The following is a 20493-nucleotide window of genomic DNA, read 5'->3' as shown; positions in this document are numbered from 1 at the left end:
CCACACATTGCGGCATATCCATTTTTTCTGAATAAAGGTACGTAGGCTGTGGCTTTATGAGAGATTCGAAGTTGTGAACTGTGCGAGCGATTGGTCTATACCCTTACGCCTCATTTCTATTTTCCTTCCTCCTCTCCATCACTAGAAGTATTCCATTCAGAAACCAAAAATCCCCTGCCCGAAAAGCCGGGTGCGTCCAAAGAAAGGAAACACCTCAGCTTGACGTCAAGGGAGACTTGTCTAGATTATACTTTTAAATCACCATCATAGGTGGCAATCATATTGTACAGTTCAGGACGACGGTCACGGAAAATGCCCCATTCAATCCGTCCTACTTCCAGCTCATCCAGGTCAAATTCAGCAGTAAGCACTTCCTCATCGGTACGACCCGCTTCTGCGATCTTGTTACCTTGATGCCCGGCAATAAAGGATGAACCGTAGAATGTAATACTGGAGTCCTCGTCTGTTTCAGTTCCGATCCGATTGGAAGCAATGACTGGAATCAGATTGGAAGCAGCATGACCCAGCATACAAGTCTGCCAGTGATCTTTGGAATCAATGGCAGAATCCTGCGGTTCCGAGCCAATAGCTGTCGGATAGAACAAAAGTTCTGCACCCATGAGCGCCATACAGCGGGCCGCCTCAGGATACCATTGATCCCAGCACACGCCTACCCCAATTTTGGCATAACGTGTATTCCATACTTTAAAACCGGTATCGCCCGGATTAAAATAAAATTTTTCCTCATACCCAGGACCGTCCGGAATATGGCTTTTGCGGTATTTACCCAACACTTCACCGTCTGCGTCAATGACAGCAAGACTGTTGTAGCGCGCGTAGTTTTTCTTTTCATAAAAACTGATGGGCAGCACAACCTGTAATTCTTTGGCGATCTTCTTAAAATGGTTAACCGCCTTGTTGTGCTCCAGCTCAGTTGCATATGAATAATAATCAGACTTTTCCTTCTGACAGAAATATGGAGTCTCGAACAACTCCTGCAGCAAAATAATTTGTGCGCCCTGCGCAGCCGCTTCACGTACTAGCTTCTCTGCTTTGCTTATATTTTCTTCGATATTGGTAGAGCAGCTCATTTGAGTCGCTGCCACTTTTACTTTTCTCACTTTAGTCCTCCTTTTAGATGTTGTATCGTTCAACGCTTTAAAGCAGGCATCTGCTGGGTCGTACAGTGTACGTTACCGCCTTCACGGATGACCGCCATACCGTCTACAGTCCGAATGGTGCGATCTGGAAATACATTTGCCAGCACTTGCTCAGCTGCAAGATCGCTCTCAGCGGCAGTGCCGCCAAACACTGGCAAAATGATACCGCCATTCACAAAGTAGAAGTTAATATAGCTCAGTGTCAATCGGCTGTCTTCATAATCCACACGCGGCGGCTGACCGATCCGAATCACTTCCAGCTTACGGCCTTGGGCATCCGTTGCTTGCTCCAGAATACGCAGATTTTCCTGCGTGATTTCGTAATTTTCATCCTCAGGATCATCACATACTTGCATAATGACCTTGCCAGGAGCTGCAAAGCAAGCAATATTGTCCACATGGCCATCTGTTTCGTCGCCACTAAGACCACGTTTTAGCCAAATTATTTTCTCTACACCTGTATACTCACATACATACCGTTCAATTTCTTCTCTGCTTAATTCCGGATTTCGGTTGGAATTGAGCAAACACTCTTCGGTTGTAATCAGTGTGCCTTCGCCATCTACGTGCAGTGAGCCGCCTTCCATCACAAGCGGTGCATCAAACCGTGGAACTCCAAGTTTGTCCAAAATTTGCGGCGCAACCTGATCATCCAGGTCCCATGGAGCGTATTTACCACCCCAGGCGTTAAACTTCCAGTTTACACCTGCCAGCTGACCATGCTCGTCTGTGAGAAAAGTAGGGCCATTGTCACGCAGCCACGCATCGCTGTGTTCAATCGGCAGCAGTTCTACACGTTCCCCAAGTTCAAGCGCCTTAACGCTCTCCAGATCATCCGGATTTACGACCACAGTAACTGGTTCAAATTCCGCCATGGCGCGTACAATTCCGGCATAGCCCTTGCATACATCAGCATGCATATTTGGGTAAACCATTGAAGATTTTACAGGCCAAGAAATATACGTGCGTTCATGTGGCGCCCATTCAGGCGGCATCTTATAATGTGAATCCTTAATTTGCATGTATTGAAGCTCTCTTTCTTTTTCATAATGTAGACTCCGCTCCTATCATACAATAATATGATCTTTGTCTCAATCGAAGCGGAAAAGTTTTAATAATTTACAATCACATTTGGGTAAATTACTTTGAAAACGTGATTGCTTTCACCGTATTCCCATCAAAATCCTTCACAGTGAAATGTGCTCCCTCCAGCACACCGTAAGAGGATGGATAGTTATCTTTTGGCAGCGAGATCGAACCGGGGTTCAGTATAAAGACCCCATTTTCCACATCCGCTACCGGAATATGAGTATGTCCCTGGATGAACACATCTCCCGCTTCCAGTGGTGGTAAATTTCCGATACTAAAGCCATGTCCGTGCGTGACATAGATTCTCCGTCCTTCATGGTACAGCCAAGCATAATCACCCATCATAGGAAACTCAAGTAGCATCTGATCCACCTCTGCATCGCAATTCCCGCGCACAGAAACCGCAATGTGGGACTTGTACTTATTCAGCAGAGCGGCCACTTCTGCCGGATTATACCCTTCTGGTAACGGATTACGTGGTCCGTGGTACATATAATCTCCGAGCAAGACAAGACGATCGGCTTTCTCCTCCCTGAACTTTTCCAGTGCCAATTGCAACCAGTGCAGCGAGCCGTGAATATCTGAAATAAACATCAATTTCATGATTGTTCTTTCCTTTCTGAATAGGCTAAAAAACATTCCACTTAAGTACATTATTGCATTATTCCCTGAACAAATCTGTGCAAAAATTTTCTCTCGTTTGATAATACTCTTTTAAGAAAATAAACTACAGCTCCGAGTGAGCTGTAGTTTATTATTAGTTCCTTTTGTACTTGGTCTTATCATCTTCGGTGATTTTACGGATTACCGTGCAAGGGTTTCCAGCAGCAATCACACCAGAAGGGATATCTTTGGTAACAACACTTCCTGCACCGATAATGGAGTTATCGCCTATAGTAACACCAGGCAGAACGCTGACATTACCACCGATCCACACATTATTGCCGACTGTAATTGGAAATGCAATCTCCAATCCCTCATTACGTTGTTCTACATCAAGAGCATGACCCGCAGTATAAAATCCGCAGTTAGGAGCAACAAACACATGATCACCAAAAACGATTTTTGCCCCATCAAGCAAAACTAGATTATGGTTACTATAGAAATTTTCACCGATTTCAATGTTATAGCCATAGTCACATACGAAAGGTTGCTCAATCAAGAATCTATCAGTTGTTTTCCCAAGTAAAGTTTTGATGAGTGTTTCTCGTTCTTCGATATTTCTAGGATGGAGCTGATTATATTCGTGGCAGAGAACTTTAGCGTGTAAACGTTCTTCAATTAACTCTTCATCATAATTAGCATTGTATAGGAGTCCTAGTTGTGATCTTTCTTTTTCTGTCATGTCCATCCTCGCTTTGCTTATTTAGATACAGAATTCAGATTTCTTTTAAAGCTTCATTGTAGGATTCCACATGCTCACTCTTCAGAACTGGAAAGCTACTCACATTGAAATTTCCACCAAATTACCTTCTGGATCTTTAATTACGCTTTCATAATAGCCGTCACCTGTCAATCTTGGCTGACCCACAACTTCATATCCTGCATGCATGAGCTGCTCTGTCTTTTCATTCACCCGTGCTTTACTTCCAACGGAAAATGCCACATGAGCCCAGCCCGTAATATTTATCTGTGGTGAATGATCTACTCCCGTTTTACGCATAACCTCTAACCTTGCTCCATCCTCAAAGGTGATAAAATAGGACTCAAATCCTTTTGTAGCGTTATAATATTTATCGTTAGATTTTCCATCAAAATATTGCTCGTAAAAGCTTTTCATCTTTTCTAAGTCTCTCACCCAGATCGCTACATGCTCAATCTTCATTATTTTCCTCCTTCTGCAGCCCTCATCATTAATTTATACTGGACTCAATTTTTAACATCGTTATTATTAACGTTTTAATAAGTCTCAATATATCTCAGTAATTAATTTTTGTCCAATCTATTTATCATCAATTACCAATAAATAACGCTTACGAATCATTCATGAAAGCTCTTTCGTCCTCAGCTTGTAACCCGGTTGCTAATACCCCTAAAAAATTAGCGACCGCTTCGTAAAAGAGAAGAAGCGGTCGCTATCTATAAGCCTTCATTGTAAATTTAATACTTAATCACTGGTTTATTTATAAATTAACGTTTCAAGCTTTCACCGTTCGTAGCAATAACTTCTTTGTACCAATGGAACGATTTCTTCGGATATCTTTCAAGTGTACCGCTGCCATCATCATGACGGTCTACGTAAATGTAGCCATAACGTTTTTTAAGCTGAGCGGTCGATGCGCTGACAAGGTCAATACATCCCCAAGACGTGTAGCCCAAAACCTCTACTCCGTCCTCAATAGCTTCTCCAACTTGAACCAAATGATCATTCAGGTAGTTGATTCGGTAGTCATCTTCAACCGTTTTTTCGCCTTTTTCATTCGTGATCAGTTCATCAACGGCGCCCAGGCCATTTTCAACGATGAACAGTGGTTTTTGGAAGCGATCATAGAATGTATTCAGGACATAACGCAGACCTTGCGGATCAATTTGCCAGCCCCACTCACTTGCCTCGAGATGCGGATTGCTGACACCACCAAGGATGTTACCTTTACCTTTGACTTTTTTAGCTTCGTCAGCTGTCTCACAAGTACTCATATAATAGCTGAACGAGATAAAATCAACGGTATGCTTCAAATCTTCGGCATCACCTGGTTCAAAGTGAATAGAAATTCCGTTTTCTTTAAAGAAACGTTTCATGTAACCTGGGTATTGACCTCTTGCGTGAATATCGGCAAATGCCATGTTTCTGTGATCAAATTCCATCGCAGCAATCACATCGTCCGGATTAGGTGTCAGCGGATAAGTAGGCATGCTCAGCACCATACAGCCAATTTTGAAATCAGGGTTGATCTGATGACCGATTTTTACTGCTCTTGCACTCGCTACAAGCTCATGGTGAATAGCTTGATAAAGATCTTGCTCACTAAGTTGATCTTTTGGTGTGCTAATTCCTCCACTCATGAATGGTGCTTCAAGAATGGAGTTGATTTCATTGAAAGTCAACCAGTATTTAACTTTATTTTTGTAGCGATTAAATACAGTTGTAGCATAGCGCTCATAAAAATCAACAAGCTTACGGTTTACCCAACCATCGTATTCTCTGGACAAATGTAAAGGTGTTTCATAGTGAGATAATGTAACGAGTGGCTCAATTCCATATTTGTGAAGTTCATCAAACAAATCATCATAAAATTGCAAGCCTTTTTCGTTAGGCTCCAGTTCGTCACCTTTAGGGAAAATACGTGACCATGCGATAGAAGTACGGAATACTTTGAAGCCCATTTCCGCAAAAAGTTTGATATCTTCTTTATAATGATGATAAAAATCAATACCGATCAATTTCATGTTATCTTCTGTTGGTACATCCGTAACGGGCCCCCAGCCACCACGAGGAGTTACATCCTGAATGGACCAGCCTTTTCCATCTTCTTGATAAGCGCCTTCGAGCTGATTAGCAGCAACTGCTCCGCCCCACAGGAAATCTTTTGGAAACTGTGTACTCATATTTTCTCCGCCTTTGCTGATGTTTTTCATTAACTAGGATAGAAATACGTTACCTCTATGCTAATGTGTTATAAAGTACTTCTAATTGAATCTTAAGGTTTGTAACGCGTTTCATGTCAAGTATTATTTTAAAAACTTCCAGAGCTTATAATTGTATTATCTCCAATAATTACTCCCATATTTATAACTCTTCTATTATTGAGTAAAATGGCTATTCTTCAAATGGCGGATCTACATGAATATCTCTATCTGGTTCAGTGCTTACCCAGCGAGTAAAGATAACCTGAAAGCCGGCTCGAGTCGGCGCGCAGGCAAAAGGACCCGCCTGTTGTCCCGTTTCATAAGGAAAACGTGCTACACGTACGGTGCGCCAGCTTTGATTTTCGGTTCGGGCTCTAATGATAACTGCATCCTGTAGCTGTGAAGCACGAATCGTCACATTTTTCCCTACCCAATCAGGTACAGGAGCTAATGACCAATCGGAATAGCCATCCGTGACTACGACTGCCAGTTGAGGAATTCCATCATTTAATTCGATTCCGGCTTTAATCCACTTTTGCTGTCCTTGATACAGCATTATACCTGCCTGATCGTAGAGCTCCGTAAATGAGCCTAATTGAAACGTGACTTCGATGGCAGAGCCTTCTTCCCAGTCTGTAAGCAGGGAATGTCCGCTACTGCGTTCAAATCCATACAAAGTTTTTTCCCAGTAGTCGCTTCCTTCTCTGGTTTCAACTTTAAGGAACTGATCTTCTTCTATGGATGATACAGGGTGATTAGTCCATGTCCCTGTAGTCCATGCAATCGATTTTTGAGTCATTAATCTCATCCTCTCATGCTTTATTAAACGATGCCCTATTTCCTTTTCTCCACCAATTGCAAATTGTACGTCAGACTTTCAAGGGTCACCGAAATCAACCCACGCATGTATTCATCATGCGTATCGTTTTTCACAAAAATCTCGGGCATATGTTCTTTGGGTACATCTTTTAGACAGCCGTTATAAATATCGTCCAACAGAGTCGGCTTGGATAACTCTCCAGTCAAAGCGATAGATACAGGGTCTATGATCGCAATAATGGAAGTTATCGTTTTGATCGCCAAAGGAACAAATCCCTCTGTGCTATTTAACTGTTTAAGCTGTTCCTCTCTTGTTAAATCAAAGGGTAAGAAGGAAACCTCCCCAGCAAATTTGGTATTTCCTTTTAACAAATGTCCATCGACAATAAAACCCGCGCCGGGGAAATTGTCTTTGGGAAACGTAACAATAGCAAAGGTTTTATCCTCATCATAATTCTGCATGTTATAAAATCCGTAGACTGTCAAATGCATATCATTTTCAATGGTAACTTCTAATCCGTATTTATCTTGAAGCCGTGGACCTACAGGGACTCCTATGAGCAGCTCGAGATCACAAACATCGATAATCCCTTGATGAACAACCCCGGGGATGCCAATCCCAATGGCTTTGACGTTTCCATAGTTATTAATCAGCTCTCCAATTTGGGTTTCTATGACCTCATAATCAATATGAGGCACATTGGAAGTATTCTCGATGATGATATCACCAAGCAAATTGGCAACAGCATAAGTAAGAGAATGTATACCGCCTTCCGTTTTCACATTTAAACAGATAATATAAGAATAGTCAGCGTTATATTTGTAACGTCTAGCCGGACGTCCGCCATTCGACTCTTCCAATTCCGTCTCTAATACTTCCCCGGTTTGAAGAAGCTCATTCAGAATATTTCCGCAAGTTGCCACACTAAGACCTGTGATACTGGCTATGGATGACTTGGTTGCATATTCCTTGGATTTCAGTGTGTTTTTAACTAACTCTACATTAATTTGTTTAACCCGAATGGTATTATTGGAGACTGGTTGTATTTGAATACACTCCTTTTCCAGTATTTATTAAAAGGTTTATAATAAGTTGTAATATAACGCTCTGCCTGCAAAAAGTCAATTTGTACACATTTTCCTCTTCTCTTCGATCATCATGCTATACTAGAAATAAGAATCAAATTTTTAGTGCGGCATCTTTGCGATGAAACTAAGTGAAATTGGGGGGATTCTGTTGTCAGCTATTGAGTATATAGCAATAATCGCGTTGCTCCTCTCCGTCATACTTTTAATTAAGGTCTACAGCCTTCAATCTCGGCTTAATGACTTGAAATCCGACGTGGAGCGTCTTGAAAATCGTTCAGGAATACAAGGCGCATCGCTGTCAGGTACCATCGCTGCCACTCCTCCACATATTCTAGATGCAGGAGCTTCAGAAGATATCAATGAAAGGTTGCTCCTGCTAATTAGGGAAGGTAAAAAGATTCAAGCCATAAAAGAGCTGAGAACCGCTAAGGATCTTTCCCTTAAGGATGCAAAGGATTATGTGGATCACTTGGAAAAACTCTAAAGAAAGGAAGAAATAAGATGAGTGCCAGCAAAACAAACGCCATGCGCATATTGGACGGGCAACATATACAATACAATATTTTGAGTTATGATCATCAAGACGGAAAAATAGACGGGATGAATGTGGCTGAGAAAATCGAGAGAGCCCCGGAAATGGTTTTCAAAACTTTGGTTGCACATGGCAAACAAAATCTGTTTGTTTTTGTGATTCCTGTACATAAAGAGCTTGATCTCAAAAAAGCAGCCAAATCCGCGGGAGAGAAAAAAATTGAAATGCTTCCAGTTAAGGATTTGCAAAAGTATACGGGATATATTCGCGGTGGCTGCTCCCCCATAGGAATGAAAAAGCTCTACCCCACTTTTATCGACCAGCCTGCATTGGAACTGGAAGCCATCGTTGTGAGCGGTGGGAAAATTGGGACCCAACTGGAGTTGAGTCCACACGATTTAGCTCTAATCATTCAGGCACAGTTTACAGATCTGACGCATACAGCATAAAACTCACCACATGATCATAAAATCTTTATGCGTATTTTCTCTTATCCCATACTTCATCAAGCTTCAACCTGGAGAGGAAGATCTAATGATGCATAATGATTGCCCGAAAAATGCAAGAATCCCCCAACCCATCAGAAGTGATGGTGCTGGGGGTATCGACAAGGGTCCACGTGATGTGATGAGGGATCTACAGAATCCTGATATGCTGGTTCCCCCCGTAACGGACAATGGTCTCATTCCGAATATGAGATTTTCTTTTTCTGATGCTCATATGCAGCTTAATCATGGTGGGTGGTCAAGAGAAGTAACGGTAAGGGAATTACCTATTGCTACAACCCTTGCCGGGGTGAATATGAGTTTGACACCGGGTGGTGTACGTGAGCTTCACTGGCATCAGCAGGCGGAATGGTCATATATGCTGTTGGGAAGTGCTCGCATTACGGCAGTTGACCAAAATGGACGTAATTTTATTGCTGATGTGGGTCCTGGGGATCTCTGGTATTTTCCTCCTGGCATTCCGCACTCTATACAGGGGCTTGAGAATGGGTGCGAATTTTTGCTGGTTTTTGATGATGGCAGTTTCTCCGATCTGAACACCCTATCCATCTCGGATTGGTTCGCACATACTCCCAAAGACGTACTTTCTGCAAATTTTGGTGTACCAGAAGCTGATTTTGCAGCGATTCCTCAAGATCAAGTATACATCTATCAGGATTCCGTTCCCGGTTCAATCCAAAGCCAAGCTGTTCCCTCTCCTTACGGGACATTGCCCCAATCCTTCAAGCATGAATTACTAGCCCAGCCCCCAATCAAAACGCCGGGCGGAAGCGTACGAATCGTTGACTCCTCCAATTTTCCGATTTCCAAAACCATCGCAGCCGCCCTTGTTGAGATTGAGCCCGGAGCCATGCGAGAAATGCACTGGCACCCCAATAATGACGAATGGCAATACTATCTGACAGGGCAAGGACGGATGACTGTCTTTGGTGGTAATGGCGGGGCCCGCACATTTGATTTTAGAGCCGGAGATGTCGGATATGTGCCTTTTGCTTACGGTCATTATATTCAAAATACTGGCTCTAGCTCACTATGGTTTCTTGAAATGTTTAAAAGTGACCGTTTTGCAGATGTTTCCTTGAATCAATGGATGGCTCTCACGCCAACAGAACTGGTTCAGAGTAATTTACATGTAGGTACTGATGTGATCTCTAACTTACGAAAGGTAAAATGGCCCGTCGTCAAATATCCTGGTTATTCTTATGACCCTAAAAAGAAATAACCGGGAACGGTATCACGCTCGCCACTAGATCAGTGAACCTTCTTTTTGAATATGACGGGTTGATTCAATTGCCCCCTTCATTATTACTTCCATTTTCACGTATCCTTCTATCCAATCCCGCCAACATATCTGCATACTCTTCAGGCATTCCAGCGTGAACCATTCCCACTTCCAACTCTTCATCAGACAACGAGATATGCTGAATCGGTTGGCCTGTTACTTTCCCGATAATCTCAGCCACTCCGCCAAAGATTAGCGACTGAGGTCCGGTGATGACTATACAAAAAAAACACCGTATCGGAATACGGTGTTTTTATAAACTAATTAACAAAGACTATTCCTCAGAGTCTACATTGTGGTAAACCTGCTGAACATCCTCCAAATCTTCTAATGCATCAATCAATTTATCGAATTGAACCTGTGCATCTTCTGGAAGAGAAATATCATTTTGGGCAAGCATGGTGAGCTCCGCAACGGTAAACTCAGTCACTCCTGCTTGTTTGAAAGCTTCCTGCACAGCATGGAATTGATCAGGTTCTGCATATACGATGACGGCTTCATCTTCTTCAATGATGTCACGTACCTCTACATCTGCCTCCATCAGCAGCTCCAGCACTTCATCTGCGGTTTTACCCACCAGACCAATAACTGCTGTTGAATCAAACATGTAGGCTACAGATCCACTCACGCCTAAGCTACCGCCATTTTTAGTAAAAGCAGAACGCACATCTGATGCTGTACGGTTAACGTTATTGGTCAGTGCATCTACAATGACCATGGAACCGTTCGGTCCAAAACCTTCATAACGAAGCTCTACGTAGTTTTCATCGCCAGCACCTTTTGCTTTTTCAATAGCACGGTCAATGATTGCTTTGGGTACATTGTACGTTTTTGCACGTTCTAAAACGACTCTTAATACCCGATTGGATTCAGGATCAGGTTCGCCCTGTTTGGCTGCCACATAAATTTCCACGCCAAATTTAGCATATATACGACTCGTATTAGCATCCTTGGATGCCTTCTTTTCTTTAATGTTATTCCACTTACGTCCCATAATATCCCGCTCTCTTCCTGTATGAATATACACAACGAACTTCATTATATCCTTGTATATTATATCTCCTAAAGGACATACGAACAAGTTCAAACAACTCCGTTATGGAAAAATAAACAATTCTACCTAATTAGGGATGCTTGGAAATGTGAACTTTCAATTCTCCTCATCTATGGACAATCCCCCTATCAATCTCTAAGATGAGGAGGAAGTCTGACTTGAAGGAGATCATTCACTTGGATGTCTTGTACAAAAAGTTGAGCCATAATCATGAAATCACAGTATACGAAACCACTGAGCTGTATGGTGAAAAGGGATTATTTCGAGTAATGCAGTTTTCAAATACAGCCGTCCAAGGCGCGGTGGACTTGAATCATCCGCAACGCATTGTGTTCGAATATCCGAGAGCAATCATCCATCTCATGGAGCTGAACGATCCGTCATTTGAAGATGTATTTGTTATTGGGCACGGTATAGGTACAATAGCGGGTCATTTTACAGATAAACGCTTTAAGATTGCCGAGCTGGATGCACAAGTCGTAGAGTTCAGCCGAACATTCTTTGGATACGATCAGGATAATGTGACTGTTGGCGATGGACGACGCATTCTGGAGAAGGAAGCGCCGGATGCTTATGACTATATTATTTTGGACGCCTTCACGGAGCAGGGTACACCCTTGCATCTAATATCCTGGGAATTTTTCAAGATGACCAAAGAAAAGCTGGATTCCGAAGGCTCCCTGATCATGAATTTAATGGGCAAAAGTGAACACGACCACCTGATCAATGCCATTCACACAACGTTGCGTGAAGAATTCGCCTATGTCACAACTTTCTCGCTCCCCTCGGAAGGCGCTGCCGACATTCAAAATATCATTATGATTGGTCGGGACAAGCCCATCCGGTTTCAGGCACGTCAGATGGCGGACTTTCATGAGATTACACTTGGAGAAGGTCATATTCTACGGGATACAGATGCTTAGTGTAGTTCCAATATTCGTCTCTCTACATCTTCGATATGAATCGTCTCTTTGTTGCAGCTTTTTCGTTCCACTAACTCTACTTTCCCGTGTTCGGCATCTTTACCAACGACGATGCGCACGGGAATACCTACTAAATCGGAGTCTTTGAATTTAACCCCGGGCCGTTCCTCCCGATCATCCAGCAGCACCTCCACGCCACGATCCTGCAGCTGGTTGTATAATTTCTCGGCTATTTGCATCTGAAGCCTGTCTTTCACAGAAATCGGAATAATATGAACTTGAAATGGGGCCAGCGCATAAGGCCATATCATTCCGTTCTGATCGTGATTTTGCTCTACAATGGCGGAAAGGATCCGGGATACGCCAATGCCATAGCAGCCCATAATCATCGCTTGCTCAGTTCCGGAAGCATCCAGAAAAGTCGCACCCAGCTTCTCACTATATTTGGTGCCTAGTTTAAATACGTGTCCGATCTCAATCCCACGATGAAGTTTCAATTCCCCTTCGTCACATCGAGGACATCTATCCCCTTCTATGGCATTCCGCAAGTCAGCCACATGCCGAAGATCTATATCGCGCACTGGATTCACATGTCGATAATGATAATCCAGCTCGTTGGCGCCTGCGATACCGCTGGACATTTGGACAACGGCGTAATCTACCCACATAGGGATCGTCAATCCGCATGGGCCTATGAACCCCGAGGGGGTTCCAGTCGCCTTTGACACGGTGTCTGCACTTGCTATTTCGAATTTTTCACTACCTAAAATATGTTTAACTTTCACTTCGTTGACCTCATGATCACCCCTGACAACTATAGCAACAGGTTGATCGTCAGCCATATAAATCAGTGTTTTGATGATTTCTTCAGGTTCTATGTGAAGCGATTCAACCAGTTGATCTATTGTGCGCAGACCTGGAGTATGGAATTTTTCCATTTTAGCTGTATCGAAAGAAGGATGGCTGACATGTTCATTTTCATCTGAGACTGGGGCTATTTCTATTTCCCCCGTCGACCGCGCCACGGCTTTTTCAAGATTAGCTGCATATTCACAGCAGGTACATGCTACAATTGTGTCCTCTCCAATATCAGCTAGAGCCATAAATTCATGGGTTTCACCTTCGCCACCAATGGCACCCGCATCTGCTTCTACAGCACGAAAATTTAGACCACAGCGGGTGAAAATTCGATGATATGCCTGGAACATGATCCAATAGGTATGATCTAGTCCTTCCCAATGTGCATCAAACGAATAGGCATCCTTCATTAAGAATTCTCTGCTGCGAAGCAGGCCAAATCGAGGACGTCGTTCATCCCGAAATTTGGTTTGAATTTGATACAGGGTTACAGGCAATTTGCGATAAGAATTCACTTCATTTCGTATTAAAGACGTAATGACCTCTTCATGTGTAGGCCCCAAAGCAAACTCCCGATCATGCCGATCTTGCAAACGCATCAGCTCAGGACCGTAAACATCGTATCTCCCTGATTCTTGCCACAGCTCCGTTGGCTGCAATACAGGCATCAGCAGTTCCCCAGCCCCTACGCGATCCATTTCATCCCGTACGATTTGCTCTACTTTTCTGAGCACCCGTCTGCCCAGTGGCATGTAGGTGTACATTCCAGCCGCCAGTTGGCGGATAAATCCTCCCCGCAGCATAAGCTGATGACTGATCACTTCGGCCTCTGCGGGTGCTTCACGCAAGGTTGTCAGTAATAATTGGCTTTGGCGCATGTGTAGCTACCTCCTTGTATGGACGATAAAATGTACGCAAAAAGACACATCCGTCAGGGACGAATGTGTCGTGGTACCACCCTTAATTTGACCGTAACCATACACGGAACGGTCCTTCATCAGATAACGGCGTCTAGCCGGTAACGGTTTATCTTACAAACCGCTACAGCTCGCAAGGCAGGTAAACGTTCATTCGCGGCGAGAAACCTTTCAGCCCATGAGTTTCTTCTCTGTACAGCGGGTATTGAACCTTTGATCCTTGGTCTACACTATTCCTATATATTACAATTTTCACCACTTTACACGAAACGTAAGTTCTAGTCAAGGAGATAATCGTCTATCTGGAGCTGTCCAGGGACATGAACGATATTTAGATTTCAAAATAATCAAATTCCGTTGGTTACCATATTGCATAATGAGCGGCCAGATTTTAGGACGAATACGCCTGCGAAAACCCAGAACAAAGCGGACAAAGCGAGGCGAAATATCCCAAATACGAACTGCTTCCTCCTTTACTCCTTTAGGTAGCTCCTTGGAAAACAGAAAACGGTTGAGCGAACGTGTGATAACGCCTGTTATTGCTTCAAGCGTACTAACATCCATTACAATGATCGTATCGGCGCGCTGGAGTCGCTCGGTAAAATAACGCTCATGATAATTCCCTTCGATGATCCACTCTTCCCTTTGGAGCACTTCACCCAGCTGTTTGAGAAATTGTTTGTCAGTGCTCCGCTTCCACTCCGGGCCCCAATACAAATCATCCAAAGAGATATACGGCAATTGAGTCCACATGGAAAGACGTTTGGCCAAAAAAGTCTTACCGCTTCCCGGCGAGCCGATCACGATAATACGTTTAGCGTGCTGCACAGCACGAAACTCGTTATCCTGTCCTGCATGTAAGGGCCGCATGGAATAGATCAATCGATAGAGTAAACCTACTACCAAAGAACCTCCCTTTAAAAGCAAATAAAGGAGGCACAGTGGCAGAAAAACAATTACGTATTTCACACTGTCCATCAGACAACATGCTCCTTTTACAAATTCAATAATTGAGGCCATTACGTACGTGAAGCTCCAAATACGCGTTGTTGTAGGGTAGAGTTCTCTTGATTACTTATGTATCTTTCTTTTTAAAATACACGCCCTTGAAAAACACAAAATTTTGCGAATGTGTGCCATACAGCTCCTGAAACCTAGAATGGAGTTTATTCATAGAAAGGGTCTCTGAAACCGTCCGATCCGTTTGCAGGGTCAAGTCGACACAGCTAATTCCAAATTGGCACACTTGCTCCATAGGATAACCTTGGGTAATACCATAAATCATCCCGGCAATAAAAGCATCATCTGCGCCTGTGACATCAATGACCTCTTGAACAGGATGCATAGGAATTTGTCCATGAGTTCCATCCTGAGAGGCGTACAAAACACGATCAGCACCGCAGATAAAAATGACATTTTGAACCCCAAGTTTGTGAAAAATCCGGGTGGCATCCAACATATGCTGATCATCTGTAAGTTCTAGCCCCAAATAGGCTTCAGCCTCCACCGGTTTACATACCAGCCATTCCACCCCATGCAAATTTCGGGGAAGCTTTCTCATCTTGGAGGCTGATACCGAAGAAACGACAATCGGAACCCGATGCTCATGGCAGACATGTATGGTGGCCGCAATTACGTTCATAGAGAAATTAGTGTCCAGCAGAACCAGTCGGGACGAAGCGATTAAAGGAGCATTTTCAAAAATTACTGAAGGACGAATCTGATCATAAATCTCCATTTCTGCTGTCGCTACAATCAGTTCACCACGCTCGTTCAGCAAGGCAGTATAAACCCCAGTTGACGGTTCACCTTTGACTTGTAGAGGAACCACGTGCATGTAACGGCTGGATTGTTCGATAATAAATTCACCTTCCGCATCGTCCCCAACCGCAGTTAGCAGGCTGACCCGCTGACTCAACCTCCCTAAATTTTCGGCTACATTTCGTGCTACCCCACCGCAAGATTGCAGCCTTGTACTGCTCGGATTGGAGGTATGAAGCTGAAATGTACCTTTAATCATGATTTTACGATCCAGATTGGCCCCCCCGATACATAATATTGGTTTGCTAGAGGGCCAAGGCTCGTCCTGTTCATTTTTGTGGATTTTTTTTAATTTCATCATTTGACTCCTTTCTCGAGTCTATTCGTTAGAATGATTTAAATTTGTACAGAAATAGGCACTATATAAAATTAACACGTTCCAAATGTCATATTCCCAAGAATAATGTCGAGTTCGTTAAAATATCCTAAAGTTACACATGCAAAAAAACACCCTATCGTAAAGATGCCTTCCACTTTTACGATAAGGTGCTTGGGTTGGAACTGCGCATAGTTCTTCCTTACATTATTTCAAAATAAATAGCGCTGCTCCGTGAGGAGGTAAATCTGCGGACAGTTCTTGTGCTAAAACACCTAAATCTATATGGTTCCATAAATCTCTGGCATTTGCCTGCCCTTCAATACCAAGGTCTTTTAAGGATACACGCACCTTTGAAGCTTCATCTCCAGCATTAAACAAAGCTACATATACATGACCTTCCTCGTTATGTGAAGTCCAAACGATATGTTCATCCTTTCTATACACCTGCCGCGCATTCAAACCGTTGTGATGAGCATTTAACACTTCTTCATTAGTTAGCAAGGAAAGGGTCCATGCATCATTATCCCGCAGTTCCCCCCCGAACATCAGTGGAGATCGGAAAATGCTCCACAAGGTCATCATCGTTAGCTGCTCATCCTTCGTAAAGCGTGTCCATCGGTCATGGCTGCCGGAATCTACCGAATCTACCGAACGAATACCCAGATGACCCAGTGGTAGCATGTCGCAATCCGGCCAGTGACCTGGACCTACATGTTCCGCCCATTTTTCGCAGCGCTCAAACATACCATACAGTAAAGGCCATACATCCCAGAAGTCATCCGTCATACGCCACATATTCGCGTTTGCGATTAAATCGGATGCATGCTCCAGCGGTGCCGGACCAGGCGATAGACTCAACACCATCGGACGTCCGCATTGGGCGATAGCTCGCCTAATCAATTCAATTTCCGCCAAATGAATACCATAGAGACGTGATGCAGCAATGTCATCTACTTTGACAAAATCCACACCCCATTCCGCATACAGGTCAAACAATGAATTATAGTACTCCTGTGCGCCCTCCTTGGATGCATCTACCCCATACATATCTGTGTTCCAAGGACAAATAGAGTTGGGATGCGCAATTTGTCTCGCCGTGGCTGTGGTTCCCAAAATCGGGGTATCCTGGTGCACCGCCTGACGGGAGATGCCTCTCATAATATGTATACCAAATTTCAATCCCAGTCCGTGTACATATTCCGCAAGAGCTTGGAAGCCTCGTCCATCTGCTGCCGAAGGAAAACGATTCACCGCTGGAATAAGACGTGAAAATGAATCCATTTCCAATGGGACAAACGGGCGATACTGTGAAGATACTGCTCCTGACTCATACCACTGAATATCTACCACGACATATTCCCAACCATATTCCTTCAGGTGCTCCGCCATATATTGAGCATTTCCCCGTACTTCCTCTTCCCGTACTGCTGCACCGTAGCAATCCCAGCTATTCCACCCCATAGGTGGTGTATGCGCTGTCAAATGATGTTTCATTTCATTCATCCTTTCATCTAGTAGAACTCATCCTGCTACTAAAAATCTCCTCATCACTACGTTACTATTATAATGTAAACCCTTACTTTTGTCGCTCGTCATCTTTTCCATTTCCACTTTTTATACATTTAAGTTGACTAACTTAAAGAATGTGGTACATTTAAAATTGCTTGTTAAAAAACTTTGACTTGAATCAGAGGGTGATTTTACGTGTGTGAACATGCTTATCGAATTTTGTTGTTTTACAAATATGTAAACATTGAAGATCCTGCCACCTTTACGGCAGAGCATCTGGCTTACTGCAAGGAGCTGGGCGTCAAGGGAAGAATCTTGATTGCTGCGGAAGGAATCAACGGAACACTGTCTGGTACAGTAGAGCAAACGGAGCAATATATGCGTGATTTGCGCGCCAATCCGAAATTCCACGATATCGTTATTAAAATAGATGAGTCTGACGGTCATGCGTTCAAGAAAATATTTGTACGCCATCGTCAGGAGCTTGTTACGCTGCGTCATGAAGATGAGCTGGACCCTAATGAAATTAGCGGTAAGCGTCTGTCACCAAAGGAGTTTTATGAACAGCTTCAAGATGAAGATGTAGTTGTTCTGGACGGACGTAATGACTATGAATATGACATCGGTCATTTCCGTGGGGCGATTCGCCCCGAAGTCGAATCGTTCCGTGAATTTCCACAATGGATTCGCGACAATATGACTCAGTTCAAAGACAAGAAAATCCTGACGTACTGCACCGGAGGTATCCGTTGCGAAAAGTTGTCAGGTCTTCTGATCAAAGAAGGATTTAACGATGTAGGCCAGTTGGATGGCGGCATTGTGACTTACAGCAAGGACCCGGAAGTACAAGGACGTTTGTTTGACGGTAAATGCTACGTATTTGACGAACGAATCTCGATTCCGATCAATCATACGGATGAGGACGTCATTGTTGGCAAGTGCTTCCATTGTGAAACGCCGAGCGATCATTATATCAATTGCCCGGTGTGCAATCTCCAGCATATCGTATGTCCGGATTGCGAAGAACAGCATCAGCACTATTGCTCTGACGATTGCCGAACCAAAGCGGAAACCGTGGCTACTGCATAAATCAGCAGAATCATTAGTTCATTATAACAAGAGGGATGCCCTATTAGCCGTTCAACATGGCTGTGGGCATCCCTTTTGTTGTTTTCACAATAAGTGTCGAAAGCTTCATAGTATGTACCTATGACCTTGATTGTATTTTCATCTTGGACGGGCTCGAAAGTAGCGTCTTATAATGGAAAATGTCATTACAGAAAGGATGGGTGGAATTCATGATTCAAATCGTACTTTCAACTCTATTATCCGTTATCGTTCCGCTGTCCATTCCGGTGATCGCCGGATTTTTACTCGGCAAATTCATGAAGCTGGAAACGAAACCGCTCTCGACTTTGTATTTATATTTTTTAAGCCCCGCAATGATTCTGGACACGCTACTCAAAGCACAGCTTTCCTGGCATGATGTGGCGCAGACTGCCGCTTTTTCAATACTGAACCTGCTGCTGTTGTGGGGAATTGCACAATTAGCGGGGAAAATCTTTAGACTGAGCACTCCGGAAACGGCTGGACTTACCTTAATCTCTACGCTGACCAATAGTGCAAATTATGGCCTGCCCCTTATTTTACTTGCCTTTGGGCAGCTCGGTCTGGATAAAGCCTCCGTGTATGTCGTCATCCAGATGATTATGGTCAATACCATTGGCGTTTACTTTGCAGCCCGCTCTGAATTTTCTGTTCAAAGTGCTGTTAAGTCGGTGTTTTCACTTCCTGCGATCTATGCAGCTCTACTCGCCATGGGACTGCGGCTGCTGGACTGGCATCTTCCCTTAGGGATTCAGTCAGGCGTCTCGATGATTGCTGCCGCCTATTCTCCGGTCGTGCTGGCGATCCTTGGCACCCAGATGGCTTATGTGAGAATATTCAAGCTGGAGTCGTCTATTAAAAAAGCCAGCTACGCCGGACTAACAATTCGGCTTCTGCTCTCGCCGCTTGCGGCTTGTCTTGCTATGCTGATACTCGGAATTTCAGGCCTTTTGTTCTCCGTTCTTTTCATTTTGGCCTCGATGCCGGTTGCTGTGAATGCTGTCATTTTAGCAGAAAAATTTAATGCATCGCCAAAACTGGTTTCCACCTGCATCCTGTGGAGCACGCTTGCCTCATTCCTGATTTTGCCTATTCTGATTATGTTGGTAGCAGGTTAGCGAGCAAAAAAGACTCTCTACACCATAGAGAGCCATGCGCGATTCTGTCTCCATTCTACTTGCACAGGCGTTTCAAAAAAAGCACTAAGCGTTTCACTGCTTAGAATATCAGTCGTTTTACCTTTGGCAAATACCGTGCCCCGGCGGATTAGAATCGTATGCGTGTACATCGGTAGAATTTCTTCGATATGATGTGTAACATACAGTAAATTCGGCGAAGCCGGCGACTCCGATAACTGGCGAACGCTATCCAGCAATGCTTCCCGGGAGAAAAAGTCCAAACCATTACACGCCTCGTCCAAAATCAGTAGCTTGGGCGAGGCCATTAATGCACGGGCGATAAGCACTTTTTGCTTTTCTCCCTGTGAGCATCCCTGATACAACCGATCCACCAGATGAGCACACCCCAGTTGCGTCATAAGCTGAACGGCCTGTTCATAATCTGTATCCGTCGTCTGATCATAAAGTCCAATGGAGGCAAATTTGCCACTAATGACAACATCCTGCGTACGCTGACTCCCATTAATTCTTTCCTGTAAAGAGGAACTGACCCAACCGATAGATTTGCGCAGTTCCCTCAGATCCACATCTCCAAAGGTATGGCCCAATACACCGACACTACCTGTGGTTGGCCATATGTAACCGTTAATCATATTGAGCATCGTTGTTTTACCTGACCCATTCAAGCCGAGTACAGCCCAGTGCTCTCCCTCAGCTACCTGCCAATTGATTTGGTCCAGTATGGTGCGGTTATCTCTTTTCCAGCTTACATTGTTAAGTTCAATGACAGAATTCATGGCTTACATCCTTTCTATTCGTCGTA

General features: G+C 43.8%; 21 protein-coding genes. 6 read left to right on the top strand and 15 right to left on the bottom strand.

Annotated elements, in window-relative coordinates:
* Nucleotides 1-245: 245 nt before the first annotated feature.
* The 8 genes from aguB to BM358_RS09805 form a co-directional block, all read right to left on the bottom strand.
* Entirely contained in the window at nt 246-1121 is an 876-nt protein-coding gene (aguB, locus tag BM358_RS09840; protein ID WP_025721082.1) for an N-carbamoylputrescine amidase, read from the bottom strand.
* 29 nt (nt 1122-1150) lie between these two features.
* Nucleotides 1151-2182, bottom strand: coding sequence for an agmatine deiminase family protein (locus BM358_RS09835; protein WP_028541369.1), 1032 nt, complete (start codon nt 2180-2182; stop codon nt 1151-1153).
* Between the two features lie 118 nt (nt 2183-2300).
* Nucleotides 2301-2852, bottom strand: coding sequence for a phosphodiesterase (yfcE, locus tag BM358_RS09830; protein WP_023988488.1), 552 nt, complete (start codon nt 2850-2852; stop codon nt 2301-2303).
* A 154-nt stretch (nt 2853-3006) separates the two neighbouring features.
* Nucleotides 3007-3594 (bottom strand): sugar O-acetyltransferase, encoded by a 588-nt coding sequence (locus BM358_RS09825; RefSeq protein WP_023988487.1) that lies wholly within the window; start codon nt 3592-3594, stop codon nt 3007-3009.
* A gap of 99 nt (nt 3595-3693) precedes the next feature.
* A complete protein-coding gene (locus BM358_RS09820; protein WP_023988486.1) occupies nt 3694-4074 on the bottom strand; it encodes a VOC family protein in 381 nt (126 codons plus the stop codon).
* Nucleotides 4075-4379: 305 nt separating this feature from the next.
* On the bottom strand, nt 4380-5795 hold the full coding sequence (locus BM358_RS09815; RefSeq protein WP_023988485.1) for a glycoside hydrolase family 1 protein: 1416 nt from the start codon (nt 5793-5795) through the stop codon (nt 4380-4382).
* Nucleotides 5796-6006: 211 nt separating this feature from the next.
* Nucleotides 6007-6615 (bottom strand): DUF1349 domain-containing protein, encoded by a 609-nt coding sequence (locus BM358_RS09810; protein WP_013310225.1) that lies wholly within the window; start codon nt 6613-6615, stop codon nt 6007-6009.
* A gap of 35 nt (nt 6616-6650) precedes the next feature.
* Nucleotides 6651-7559, bottom strand: coding sequence for an ROK family protein (locus tag BM358_RS09805; RefSeq protein WP_081819211.1), 909 nt, complete (start codon nt 7557-7559; stop codon nt 6651-6653).
* A 283-nt stretch (nt 7560-7842) separates the two neighbouring features.
* Here BM358_RS09805 and BM358_RS09800 point away from each other — a divergent pair, with 283 nt between their 5' ends.
* The 3 genes from BM358_RS09800 (at nt 7843) to BM358_RS09790 (ending at nt 9984) form a co-directional block, all read left to right on the top strand.
* Nucleotides 7843-8208 carry a ribosomal protein L7/L12 gene (locus BM358_RS09800; RefSeq protein ID WP_068938727.1) on the top strand — a complete coding sequence of 122 codons (366 nt, stop codon included), beginning with the start codon at nt 7843-7845 and terminating at the stop codon, nt 8206-8208.
* Between the two features lie 17 nt (nt 8209-8225).
* Complete coding sequence (ybaK, locus tag BM358_RS09795; RefSeq protein ID WP_023988482.1) at nt 8226-8705, top strand: Cys-tRNA(Pro) deacylase; 480 nt, start codon at nt 8226-8228, stop codon at nt 8703-8705.
* An 88-nt stretch (nt 8706-8793) separates the two neighbouring features.
* Nucleotides 8794-9984, top strand: a complete 1191-nt coding sequence (locus tag BM358_RS09790) for an oxalate decarboxylase family bicupin (protein WP_028541372.1) — start codon at nt 8794-8796, stop codon at nt 9982-9984.
* A 64-nt stretch (nt 9985-10048) separates the two neighbouring features.
* On the opposite strand, the gene BM358_RS09785 is transcribed toward BM358_RS09790, so the two are convergent.
* Both BM358_RS09785 and BM358_RS09780 read right to left on the bottom strand, forming a co-directional pair.
* Nucleotides 10049-10225, bottom strand: a complete 177-nt coding sequence (locus tag BM358_RS09785) for a hypothetical protein (protein WP_226887860.1) — start codon at nt 10223-10225, stop codon at nt 10049-10051.
* A gap of 93 nt (nt 10226-10318) precedes the next feature.
* The gene (locus BM358_RS09780) at nt 10319-11038 is read right to left on the bottom strand and encodes a YebC/PmpR family DNA-binding transcriptional regulator (RefSeq protein WP_013310214.1); all 720 of its coding nucleotides are present in this window, start codon (nt 11036-11038) and stop codon (nt 10319-10321) included.
* Nucleotides 11039-11256: 218 nt separating this feature from the next.
* Between BM358_RS09780 and BM358_RS09775 the strand changes: the two genes are divergently transcribed.
* Nucleotides 11257-12021, top strand: a complete 765-nt coding sequence (locus tag BM358_RS09775; protein WP_028541373.1) for a spermidine synthase — start codon at nt 11257-11259, stop codon at nt 12019-12021.
* Here BM358_RS09775 and BM358_RS09770 read toward each other — a convergent pair.
* From BM358_RS09770 to BM358_RS09755, 4 genes are all read right to left on the bottom strand, one after another.
* The gene (locus tag BM358_RS09770) at nt 12018-13757 is read right to left on the bottom strand and encodes a proline--tRNA ligase (RefSeq protein ID WP_028541374.1); all 1740 of its coding nucleotides are present in this window, start codon (nt 13755-13757) and stop codon (nt 12018-12020) included. The two genes, BM358_RS09775 and BM358_RS09770, sit on opposite strands and share 4 nt — an antisense overlap.
* A gap of 321 nt (nt 13758-14078) precedes the next feature.
* Complete coding sequence (locus tag BM358_RS09765) at nt 14079-14774, bottom strand: P-loop NTPase family protein (protein ID WP_028541375.1); 696 nt, start codon at nt 14772-14774, stop codon at nt 14079-14081.
* A 97-nt stretch (nt 14775-14871) separates the two neighbouring features.
* Complete coding sequence (locus tag BM358_RS09760; protein ID WP_023988477.1) at nt 14872-15915, bottom strand: carbohydrate kinase family protein; 1044 nt, start codon at nt 15913-15915, stop codon at nt 14872-14874.
* Nucleotides 15916-16140: 225 nt separating this feature from the next.
* Nucleotides 16141-17430: a glycoside hydrolase family 27 protein gene (locus BM358_RS09755; RefSeq protein WP_028541376.1), complete on the bottom strand. Its 1290-nt coding sequence runs from the start codon at nt 17428-17430 to the stop codon at nt 16141-16143.
* Nucleotides 17431-17640: 210 nt separating this feature from the next.
* Here BM358_RS09755 and BM358_RS09750 point away from each other — a divergent pair, with 210 nt between their 5' ends.
* Both BM358_RS09750 and BM358_RS09745 read left to right on the top strand, forming a co-directional pair.
* Complete coding sequence (locus BM358_RS09750; protein WP_028541377.1) at nt 17641-18534, top strand: oxygen-dependent tRNA uridine(34) hydroxylase TrhO; 894 nt, start codon at nt 17641-17643, stop codon at nt 18532-18534.
* 209 nt (nt 18535-18743) lie between these two features.
* Nucleotides 18744-19670: an AEC family transporter gene (locus tag BM358_RS09745; RefSeq protein ID WP_028541378.1), complete on the top strand. Its 927-nt coding sequence runs from the start codon at nt 18744-18746 to the stop codon at nt 19668-19670.
* Between the two features lie 17 nt (nt 19671-19687).
* On the opposite strand, the gene BM358_RS09740 is transcribed toward BM358_RS09745, so the two are convergent.
* Nucleotides 19688-20467 carry an ABC transporter ATP-binding protein gene (locus BM358_RS09740; protein ID WP_023988473.1) on the bottom strand — a complete coding sequence of 260 codons (780 nt, stop codon included), beginning with the start codon at nt 20465-20467 and terminating at the stop codon, nt 19688-19690.
* Between the last annotated feature and the right edge of the window lie 26 nt (nt 20468-20493).

The sequence above is a fragment of the Paenibacillus sp. cl130 genome, assembly GCF_900116035.1.
Classification (GTDB): Bacteria; Bacillota; Bacilli; order Paenibacillales; family Paenibacillaceae; genus Paenibacillus; species Paenibacillus polymyxa_B.
This window is presented reverse-complemented; position numbering and strand designations above follow the sequence as displayed.

Excerpts from the sequence above, each read along its gene's own strand:
- BM358_RS09790 (WP_028541372.1), top strand. The coding sequence starts at position 8,794 with ATGCATAATGATTGCCCGAAAAATGCAAGAATCCCCCAACCCATCAGA.
- BM358_RS09745 (WP_028541378.1), top strand. The coding sequence starts at position 18,744 with ATGATTCAAATCGTACTTTCAACTCTATTATCCGTTATCGTTCCGCTG.
- BM358_RS09765 (WP_028541375.1), bottom strand. The coding sequence starts at position 14,774 with ATGGACAGTGTGAAATACGTAATTGTTTTTCTGCCACTGTGCCTCCTT.
- BM358_RS09815 (WP_023988485.1), bottom strand. The coding sequence starts at position 5,795 with ATGAGTACACAGTTTCCAAAAGATTTCCTGTGGGGCGGAGCAGTTGCT.
- BM358_RS09810 (WP_013310225.1), bottom strand. The coding sequence starts at position 6,615 with ATGACTCAAAAATCGATTGCATGGACTACAGGGACATGGACTAATCAC.
- BM358_RS09740 (WP_023988473.1), bottom strand. The coding sequence starts at position 20,467 with ATGAATTCTGTCATTGAACTTAACAATGTAAGCTGGAAAAGAGATAAC.
- BM358_RS09780 (WP_013310214.1), bottom strand. The coding sequence starts at position 11,038 with ATGGGACGTAAGTGGAATAACATTAAAGAAAAGAAGGCATCCAAGGAT.
- BM358_RS09825 (WP_023988487.1), bottom strand. The coding sequence starts at position 3,594 with ATGACAGAAAAAGAAAGATCACAACTAGGACTCCTATACAATGCTAAT.
- BM358_RS09820 (WP_023988486.1), bottom strand. The coding sequence starts at position 4,074 with ATGAAGATTGAGCATGTAGCGATCTGGGTGAGAGACTTAGAAAAGATG.
- BM358_RS09760 (WP_023988477.1), bottom strand. The coding sequence starts at position 15,915 with ATGAAATTAAAAAAAATCCACAAAAATGAACAGGACGAGCCTTGGCCC.
- yfcE (WP_023988488.1), bottom strand. The coding sequence starts at position 2,852 with ATGAAATTGATGTTTATTTCAGATATTCACGGCTCGCTGCACTGGTTG.
- BM358_RS09800 (WP_068938727.1), top strand. The coding sequence starts at position 7,843 with ATGAAACTAAGTGAAATTGGGGGGATTCTGTTGTCAGCTATTGAGTAT.
- ybaK (WP_023988482.1), top strand. The coding sequence starts at position 8,226 with ATGAGTGCCAGCAAAACAAACGCCATGCGCATATTGGACGGGCAACAT.
- BM358_RS09835 (WP_028541369.1), bottom strand. The coding sequence starts at position 2,182 with ATGCAAATTAAGGATTCACATTATAAGATGCCGCCTGAATGGGCGCCA.
- BM358_RS09755 (WP_028541376.1), bottom strand. The coding sequence starts at position 17,430 with ATGAAACATCATTTGACAGCGCATACACCACCTATGGGGTGGAATAGC.
- BM358_RS09770 (WP_028541374.1), bottom strand. The coding sequence starts at position 13,757 with ATGCGCCAAAGCCAATTATTACTGACAACCTTGCGTGAAGCACCCGCA.